At 61.5% G+C, this 8,505-nt stretch carries 4 protein-coding genes and 7 pseudogenes; 7 read left to right on the top strand and 4 right to left on the bottom strand.

Annotation, left to right across the window (positions count from 1 at the left end; translation table 11 throughout):
* Positions 1 to 762 (bottom strand): annotated as a pseudogene (locus MKK70_RS28055) (transposase); the annotation flags it as partial.
* Positions 763 to 826: 64 nt separating this feature from the next.
* On the opposite strand from MKK70_RS28055, the pseudogene MKK70_RS28060 reads away from it, so the two are divergent.
* Together MKK70_RS28060 and MKK70_RS30760 are read left to right on the top strand one after the other, a co-directional pair.
* Positions 827 to 1,164: pseudogene (locus MKK70_RS28060) on the top strand (DDE-type integrase/transposase/recombinase); the annotation flags it as partial.
* A gap of 89 nt (positions 1,165 to 1,253) precedes the next feature.
* Positions 1,254 to 1,385, top strand: coding sequence for a hypothetical protein (locus MKK70_RS30760; RefSeq protein WP_279603835.1), 132 nt, complete (start codon positions 1,254 to 1,256; stop codon positions 1,383 to 1,385).
* Between the two features lie 102 nt (positions 1,386 to 1,487).
* On the opposite strand, the gene MKK70_RS28065 is transcribed toward MKK70_RS30760, so the two are convergent.
* A complete protein-coding gene (locus MKK70_RS28065) occupies positions 1,488 to 3,197 on the bottom strand; it encodes a hypothetical protein (protein ID WP_243951255.1) in 1,710 nt (569 codons plus the stop codon).
* A 265-nt stretch (positions 3,198 to 3,462) separates the two neighbouring features.
* Here MKK70_RS28065 and MKK70_RS28070 point away from each other — a divergent pair.
* Positions 3,463 to 3,591, top strand: a pseudogene (locus tag MKK70_RS28070) (IS6 family transposase); the annotation flags it as partial.
* A gap of 207 nt (positions 3,592 to 3,798) precedes the next feature.
* Here the strand turns inward: MKK70_RS28070 and MKK70_RS28075 are convergent.
* Positions 3,799 to 4,540, bottom strand: a pseudogene (locus MKK70_RS28075) (IS3 family transposase); the annotation flags it as partial.
* Between the two features lie 110 nt (positions 4,541 to 4,650).
* Here MKK70_RS28075 and istA point away from each other — a divergent pair.
* From istA to MKK70_RS28090, 4 genes and pseudogenes are all read left to right on the top strand, one after another.
* Positions 4,651 to 6,238 (top strand): annotated as a pseudogene (gene istA / locus MKK70_RS28080) (IS21 family transposase).
* A pseudogene (locus tag MKK70_RS28085) lies at positions 6,186 to 6,720 on the top strand (ATP-binding protein). Before istA ends, MKK70_RS28085 begins: the two co-directional pseudogenes overlap by 53 nt.
* Positions 6,639 to 6,866: an ATP-binding protein gene (locus tag MKK70_RS30765; RefSeq protein WP_279603836.1), complete on the top strand. Its 228-nt coding sequence runs from the start codon at positions 6,639 to 6,641 to the stop codon at positions 6,864 to 6,866. The pseudogene MKK70_RS28085 and the gene MKK70_RS30765 overlap by 82 nt, the downstream one beginning before the upstream one ends.
* Positions 6,867 to 7,021: 155 nt before the next feature.
* Positions 7,022 to 7,244: pseudogene (locus MKK70_RS28090) on the top strand (transposase); the annotation flags it as partial.
* Positions 7,245 to 7,324: 80 nt separating this feature from the next.
* On the opposite strand, the gene MKK70_RS28095 reads toward MKK70_RS28090, so the two are convergent.
* Positions 7,325 to 8,427, bottom strand: a protein-coding gene (locus MKK70_RS28095) for an IS3 family transposase (protein WP_243951257.1) whose coding sequence is annotated in 2 segments (ribosomal slippage) — positions 7,325 to 8,166 and positions 8,166 to 8,427 — 1,104 coding nt in all. Because the reading frame shifts where the segments join, the coding sequence is not laid out codon by codon here.
* Positions 8,428 to 8,505 lie beyond the last annotated feature (78 nt).

Here is an 8,505-nt window from a genome sequence, read left to right on the forward strand (position 1 = left end):
TGTGAACTCAACGACCACGTTGAGCATCCGGATCTTGCGCCCGTCATGCGTGCGCGCCTCGACAAAGTCATACGACCACACGTGATTGCGGTGTTCCGGGCGAAGACGGACGCAGGAGCCGTCGTTGTCCCAGATCCGCCCCCGCTTGGGCTGCTTAGCTGGGACCTCCAGACCCTCACGCCGCCAAATGCCCTCATCCTGAGCCTGCCGAAGGATCGAAGCGCTTGTCGTTGACCAACCATCCGGCCGCCTTCAGCAATGCGCTGATCTTGCGGTAGCCATAGCGTCCATACTTCTCAGCTAACGCCACGAGATCGGCCGTCAGCGCCTCTTCGTCGTCGCAGCCCCGCGGCACTTTGCGCTGTGTCGATCCTTCGACAGGCTCAGGATGAGGGATGCTGTCCGAGCGCCCGACGGGCGCGGCGCTAAGAGACGGTCATCGTCTGCATGATGTGCTCGACGCAAGCGCATCGGCGCGCGGGGCTCGAGACGTCTTCCCCGGGACGTCTCCTACAGGATCAGCTTGTCGAGGGTGAGATCGGCAATTGCCTTTCGAAGCTAAGCATTCTCGGTCTCAAGACTCTTCATCCGTCGAACTTGATCCAACTTCAGGCCACCAAACTTACGTCGCCACCGGTAGTATGTTACCGAACTCACACCGAGCGCGCGGGTGGCATCGGCCACGCTCTGGCTCTGTGAGATCAGCACGTCTGTCTGACGTAGCTTCGCAACGATCTCCTCAGGCTTCAGGTGCTTTGCCATCTCGTCCGTCCTCCAGGCTTGAAAGCCATACCAAAGGGCGGACCACTTCAATGGGGGCTGACCAGATCAACCGCTACTCGGGCTTGACCGAATCGGTACGGATGGCGCCAGTACCTATCCACCGGCCATCGCTGAGAGCCGCAAGGAGGGCCTGCTGCCTCGCATGCCAGCCCACTACATCACCAAGCATCTGCAGCCGGGCATCAAGAGCGGTTACTTCCGGGCCGAGAAGAATATGCCGCGGATCGGCGGCTGCAAGTCCTTCCGCACGCCTTGGCGCATCATTCAGGGCTTCGAAGACATGCTCTAGCTGCGCAAAGGTTTCGGCTTCGCCGGCGCGTGGACCGTGCGCGAGCAAAGCCAGCTGCTCGGGGTTGCTTCGGACTTGAGGCGATTAACAAAATCAAAAAAAGAGGTGGATCCGGCCTCTGCTGCAGCCTACGTCGCGGTTTGCGGCGAGCCCGCCGGGGGCGGCCCGCGCCCGAGGTAGGATGAGCGACAACACGGCCATCCTTGACTTGGCGCTCGCGACCGCGAACGCAGCCCTCGCCGAGGCACAGGAACTGCTGATTGAGATCGACGTGGACGCTGGCGAGATTCACTTTAACACACAGGGCATGTAAACTATGAAGGTAGTTCACGACCTGATCAGGCCGGTTGTCGGCATGGGCTCGCTCGCGGGGCAGTTCCAGTAGCAAGCCGCGGCCTTAAATAATGTATCGGCTTTAATTCTCCAGAATATCTGGCCGCGGCGGACGAATGGGGCGACCAATACCAAGTTTGCGAAGCGGCGAAGTAAGACGCCAACTCAGCGAAGCTGCAGTTGCATCATGATACGCGACCGACCAATTAAGAAGGCTAACGTAGCCGTTCCGCCAATGGTGCTCTTGGCGTCTTGCTGCGATGGCGGTGCCGAGCGCAATGTCTCGTTCTGTTGTCAATTCCTGCGCTATGCGGTCATGCACGGCGGTAAGCGTGATACGATCCGCGTTCCAGAGAGTTGATGTCGCATTGTGCTGGGCGTTTGCCGCGTCACGCTCTTGCCGGACGGTTTCTGCTGCCGCGATTTCCACGTCAAGAGCAGCCTGAAGTACGGTAGCGTGGTGAATAAATTCCGCCTCCCGAGCCTTAGCCGTTTCGATTTGCATGAATGCCGCATCACGCTCTCGCCGAACGTTATCTGCGGCTGCGATTTCCGCGTCGAGAACAGCCTGAAGTTCGGCAATGTGGTCGACAAGTTTCACCTCCCGAGCCTTAGCCGTTTCGATTTGCATGAATGCCGCATCACGCTCTTGCCGAACGTTATCTGCGGCTGCGACTTCCGCGTCAAGAGCAGCCTGAAGTTCGGCAATGTGGTCGACAAGTTCCGCCTCCCGAGCTTTAGCCGTTTCGATTTGCATGAATGCCGCATCACGCTCTTGCCGAACGTTATTTGCGGCTGCGACTTCCGCGTCGAGAGCAGCCCGAAGTCCGGCAGCGTGGCGGACAAGTTCCGCCTCCCGGGCATGAAGCGCTTGCTCACGGGCGTTAGCCTCATCGGCTTCCGCAGCTCGCTTTCCCTCGACTGTGTTGAATAGCCTCTCAAATGGTAAGGTCTGTTGAAATCCGAGAAATTGATCGACAAAGTGTCCAATTCGCGTTTGTGTGTTAACATCTGGGTCCGCTTGGCGTAACATATCATACAAGTATCGGATCGCTGGTTGCCGTGCGGAGGAGGACAGTGTGGTTTCGTGGCGAGGATTTCGAGCAACAAGTGTATTGACGGCGGACGCAGCACTACGTCGGTCGATAGTTACGAAATCCGACAGAAAATCGGCGAGCCGATTAAACGTAGTCTCCTGATCCGAGAACCAATCATCGTAGGCAATGGTACAGACTTCACCGCAGAGGTGTCGCCAAGCTTCCGCATTGTATAAGGCCCAACGATACTCACCACATTTCGGATCAAGGCCATCGCGAGTGTGCAGCGACCGCGCGACTTGCGACGGGCTTCGGACACAGAAGACGAACCGCGGATCAAGGTTCAGACTACGAAAGATTTGTGTCCAGATCGGAAGGAGGCGGCAAATACGCGGGTCTTTGAAGCCGAAGGGCTGTCGCAGCCGCATCCGGGTGCGCAAAAAGTCCTCGATCTCGCAGCGGATCGCGCGAACCTCAGGTTCCGCCCACCAGCCGCTCGGCAAGGGAAAGTCGTGCATCGGCGAAAAATAGTCACGGTCGAGAAGTTGAAGAATTCTGTCGTGAAATCCGACTATCTCCCACCGCTCCCAATGACCACTTGTGTTAGTTTCATGGCGTGAAACCTCATCTGCCATATCAAGACCGAGCAGACTTAAAACATTAGAGCACAGAGATGTCCCGCTTCGATGCATTCCGATGACAATGACGATCGGAGTCGCTTTTGTTTTATCTGTACCCCTTGTACCGATCGGCATTTCTGCAATCCCGTGTATGGCTATTCTTTGCATTACCTTCGAATCTTCGCTGAGATCTGGCGCATGATTGCTTAGGGTCTAGTTGCTGAAGCGTGGTCTACGTGACGACGCGAGCCAGCGAGCAGCGTCGATCCGACCAATGCCACTTAGAGCTCTTTCCCACAGTCCGTTCAATAAGTGGGCCTGTCGCAAACGTGATAACGCTGACATTTACCCCGCGTTGGCTATATGATCCATGTAGCGCCTTCCGTTCTGGGAGCCGCCCATGATTCTGTCCGCGATCGCCGCCAAGCTGAAGCGGCGCGCCAAGGGCAACTCTAAGGGGCGGCACTATGAGGCGGCGCTCATCGTCCAGGCTGTCTCCTGGTATAACCCTACGCGGCTGGAATTCCGGCTCGAGGTTTTCCAATGAGGTGGAAGCGGTCTGTGATGAGGCTTGCGAGGGCGGCCTCGTGGCCGTTAAGGCGCTCGAAGAAGGCATCGAACGCCTGTTTCAGGAGGGCGAGCTTGGCGTAAGCCCTGTTAACAGGAATTTGCGCTTCATGAAAAGCAAGAGGCGTTCGATCAGGTTGAGGGGGATTGCCCAGTTTCTGTGGACGATTCAGGTGGCTTGGTTGAGTAGCATCTCAGGTGACGAATCTGATTGGATCTCCTGCTCGTAGACGACGGGCGAGCGGTATCCGAGCGCCGAGTGCCGGCGTAGCAGGTTATAAAGGGCATCGATATAGCTGAAGCAATCTATCCGTGCCTGCGCCTGCGAGCGGAAGCGACGGCGGGCAAGCAGCTCATATTCGAGGGTCGAGAAGAAGCTTTCGGCCATGGCGTTGTCGTAGGCAGTGCCGACCGAACTCATCGAGGGTCGCACGCCCGCCTCCTGGCAGCGACTAGCGAGCGCCAGCGACGTGTATTGCGATCCCTGGTCCGAGTGTGGATCACGTCGCGATGCCTGCGCTAGGTAACGGCCATCGCCAGGGCGTCTAGGACAAGCCTTAACCGCAGGTGGTTGGCCATGGCCAACCCGACGATTCGGCGGCTGAAAGCGTCGAGCACGACGGCGAGGTAGAGGAAGCCCGCAGCAGTCGGCACGTAGGTGAATCTGCTACCGAGAGCCGATTCGGGGTAGCGGCGGCAAAGTTGCGGTCGACCAAATCTGGAGCTGGGCGCGCCTCTCGATCACGCGGCGTCATGACGGGGCCACTGCGCCGATGGCAGGCTCCGACGAGATTAGCATCGCGCATCAGCCGGGCGATGCGTTTGCCGGAGTGCCGCTCGCGCAGGTCGGCGTGGATGCGTGGGGCGCCATAGGTCTCGTGCGAGCCAAGATGGACGGTGCGGATGTGTTTCGGCGTGCAACTTTGACCTCGTAAGGCGGGGGATCGACGTCCAATTCTGACTCCCAAACCACGTTCTCGCAGACTGCTCTCCGGTACGGCCGGAAGGGTGGCGTAGGGGGATGAAGAACGTGGACACGATTGCGCGCATCTGGCGCAAGTTCTTCACCCGCGGCCGCGCGATCAATGACATCGTCCGCGACCTGCACGTCTCTCGCAACACGGTCCGGAAGGTCATTCGGTCGGGGGCCACCGCCTTCGCCTACAAGCGCGAAGTGCAGCCGTCGTCCAAGCTCGGGCCTTGGCGCGACGATCTCGATCGGATGCTGGCCACCAACGCCGGTAAGTCCGCCCGCGAGCGGCTGACGCTGATCCGGATCTACGAGGTTCTGCGCGGGGTCGGTGACGATGCAGTTCGGCGCTATGCCAATACCTGGAAGCGTGAGCGCACCTCGGTCACGGCTCAGGCCTTCATGCTGCTCATCTTCGCCCCGGGCGAGGCCTACCAGTTCGATTGGAGCCACGAGATCGTGCTGATCGGCGGCACGACCACGACGATTAAGGTCGCCCACGTCCGCCACTGTCACTCGCGCATGCTGTTCCTGCGGGCCTATCCGCGCGAGAGCGAGGAGATGGTGTTCGACGCTCACGATTGGGCGTTCGCGTTCTTCTAAGGCACCTACCAGCGCGGCATCTACGACAACATGAAACCGCGGTGGAGACGATCTTCGTCGGGCGCGAGCGCGCCTACAGCCGTCGCTTCCTGCAGATGTGCTCGCCCTACCTCGTCGATCCGGTCGCCTGCACGCCGGCCTCGGGCTGGGAGAAGGGGCAGCTCTAGAACTAGGTCGGGCTGGTGCGCGAGCGCTTCTTCACCCCGCGTGTCTGCGTGAAGAGCTACGAGGAGCTGATTGCGCTCCTGCTCGATGGGGTGATCGCCTACGCGAAGGCCCATCCCCACTCTGAGGAGCGCGAGCGTACCGTCTGGGAGCGGTTCGAGGCCGAGCAGGCTGCCCTCACCCCTATGCCGGCCACTTTGACGGCTTCCATGCCATCACCGCTTCGGTGTCCACGATCTGCCGCGTGCACTTTGACAACAACCGCTACTCGGCCATGGCCCCCGCCATCGGCCGGCCGGTCGAGGTGCGGGCCTACGCCGAGCGCGTCGAGATCCGGCAGGACGGGCGTGTCGTCGCCGAGCATGAACGCGCCTTCCGGCGGGATCAGACCGTGTTCGATCCCTAGCACTATGTCTCCAGTTTGGCCCGCAAGCCCGGCGCGCTCCGGAACGGCGCACCGTTCAAGGACCGGGTCCTACCTCCCGCCCTTGACCGGGTCCGGCGCAAGCTCGCCGGCAGTGCCGGTGGTGAGCGGCAGATGGTGGAGATCCTCACCGCCGTGCTCGCCGACGGGTTGCCGGCCGTGGAGGCAGCCTGTGCCGAGGCCCTGCGCTAGGGCGTGCATTCGGCCGACGTCGTCCTCAACATCCTCGCCCGGCAGCGCGAGCCGACCCCGCCCGTCACCATCCTGACCCCCGAGAGCCTGCGGCTGCGCCACGAGCTGTTCGCGGATTGCACCCGCTACGACAGCTTGAGGAGCCCCCCTGATGGAACGCAAGAACATCCTCGCCATCATGGGCGAGTTGAAGCTCTTCGGGATGAAGGCGGCCTACGACGACACTATCAAGGTCGCGCTCAAGCGCACCCATGAGCCGCAGCAGATCGTCGGCGACCTGCTCCAGGCCGAGATCTCCGAGAAGCAGGCACGCTCGATCCGCTACCAGATGACGATCGCCAAGCTGCCCCTGGCCAAGGACATCGCCGAGTTCGCCTTCGACGGCACCCCGATCAACGAGGGCTTGGTGCGCAACTCTCCGGCAGCGAGTTCCTGGCTCATCAGCGCAAAGTCGTGCTCGTCGGCCGTACCGGCACCGGCAGGACCCACCTGGCCATCGCTATCGCGCGAGTCTGCATCCGAGACGGGGCGCGGGCCCATTCTACAACGTCGTCGACCTCATCAACCGGCTCGAAGCCGAGGCACACGCCGGCCGCCAGGGTCGCATCGCCGATCATCTTGCCCGGCTCGACCTCGTGGTGCTCGATGAACTCGGCTGCCTGCCGTTCGAGCAGTCGGGCGGCCAGCTCCTGTTCCACCCGATCGAGCGAAGCTCTACCAGACCACCTCGATCGTAGTTACCACCAACCTCGACTTCGGAGAATGGCCCAGCGTGTTCGCCGGCGACGCCAAGATGACCACGGCGCTGCTCGACCTGCTCACCCACCATTGCGAAATCGTCGAGACCGGCAACGAGAGCTGGCGCTTCAAGAACCGCGCCTGAGGTCGGCGCACACGTCCCGCCTGCTGAACCCCTGATTAGCCCGGCTGCGCCACCCCGACCCGCTTCGCCGGGCTGATCAGGGTAGTCCCGCTATACCCATCCGGGGGTCAAAGTTCGACGCCGATCCAGGGTCTATGCTCAGGGCTTTTTGACACGGCGGGCAGGTCGCCGATTCCAAGGCCGGCGCCTGCTGCTCGAACGCCTGCCCGCCTGCTGCATCCTGCTGGCCGACAAGGGCTACGACAGCGACGCCATCCGCCGGCAGATCGAGGCCACGGGGGCCGCACCCAACATCCCACCCAAGGTCAATCGCCTCTGGAAACCGTGCTTTCGCCCGTGTTCTATCAGGGACGCGACGCCATCGAGTGCATGTTAGGCTTATCGGCCCCCACGAGGTGGTCGGAGGGTAAAGTGAGTGCACGGTGGGCCTGGAGTTGACCCCGTTTGCGGTCCACGGCCTATGCAAGTTTTCGGGCTGTGACAGCTTGGTTGGCGAAGGCTCGGGGCGTCAAGCCGCCCAGGGCCGTATGGGGGCGATCTTCGTTGTAGTGGCACCTCCAGTCCTCGATGCGCTCGCGGGCATCGGCCAGCGACAGGAACCACGAGGCGTTCAGACATTCCGCCCGTAGGCGGCCGTTGAACGACTCGATGTAGGCGTTGCCTGTCAGTTTGCCCGGTCGTGAGAAGTCGATCTCGACCCCATTCAGGTACGCCCACTGGTCGAGCATGCGCCCAGCGAACTCCGGTCCATTGTCCACCCGTAGGCTCTTTGGACGACCGCGGAGCTTCACCAGTGCGTCCAGGGCCTCGGTCACCTGGAAGGCGCGGAAGTTGGCTCTCGGTGTGAGCGAGAGCGCCTCTCGCGTATGGCAATCGACGACCGTTAAGATCCGGAACGGACGTCCGTCGAAGATGCGATCAGACATAAAGTTCATGGCCCAGACCTCGTTGGGTCCGCCGATCGCCGGCCGGCCTTGCCGGTAGCGCCAAGCCCGTTTGCGTTTGGGCAGCTTGGGCCGGATCGACAGTCCCTCGTCGCGATAGATCCGGTAGGTGCGCTTGTGGTTCACCTCCCAGCCCTCCCGTCGCAGTAGGATATGCAGCCGTCGGTAGCCGTAGCGCACCCGCGCGGCAGCGAGTTCCTTCAGCCGCATCCGCAGCGCAACCTGCGGGTCAGAGCACTTCCTGTAACGCTGGGACGAGCGGCCAAAACCGGTGGCCTGGCAGGCCCGACGCTCGCTGATGCCGTAGGCCACCTGCAGGTGGCCGGCGACTTCACGGCGAGCGCTGGGCCTTACCACTTTCGCTTCAGGACATCCTGCAACATCGAGCGGTCCAGCGTCAGGTCGGCCACCAATCGTTTGAGCTTGCTGTTCTCGTCCTCCAGCTGCTTCAGCCGCCGGATCTCCGGCACGCCCATGCCGACGAACTGCTTCTTCCAGCGGTAGAACGTCGGCTCGGAGACGCCCATCTTCCGGCAGACCTCGTCCACCGAGGCGCCGTTCTCCGCCTGCCGAAGGGCAAAGGCGATCTGTTCATTCGTAAAGCGCTTGCGAGGCATGGCATCCACCCTCCTTCAGGGTTCAGGATGCCCGAAAACCTTGCGCTCAGCGCGGACCAGTTTGCTGGGCCAGGGTCA

The sequence above is a fragment of the Methylobacterium sp. E-041 genome, assembly GCF_022829665.1.
In the GTDB taxonomy this organism is placed as follows: Bacteria; Pseudomonadota; Alphaproteobacteria; order Rhizobiales; family Beijerinckiaceae; genus Methylobacterium.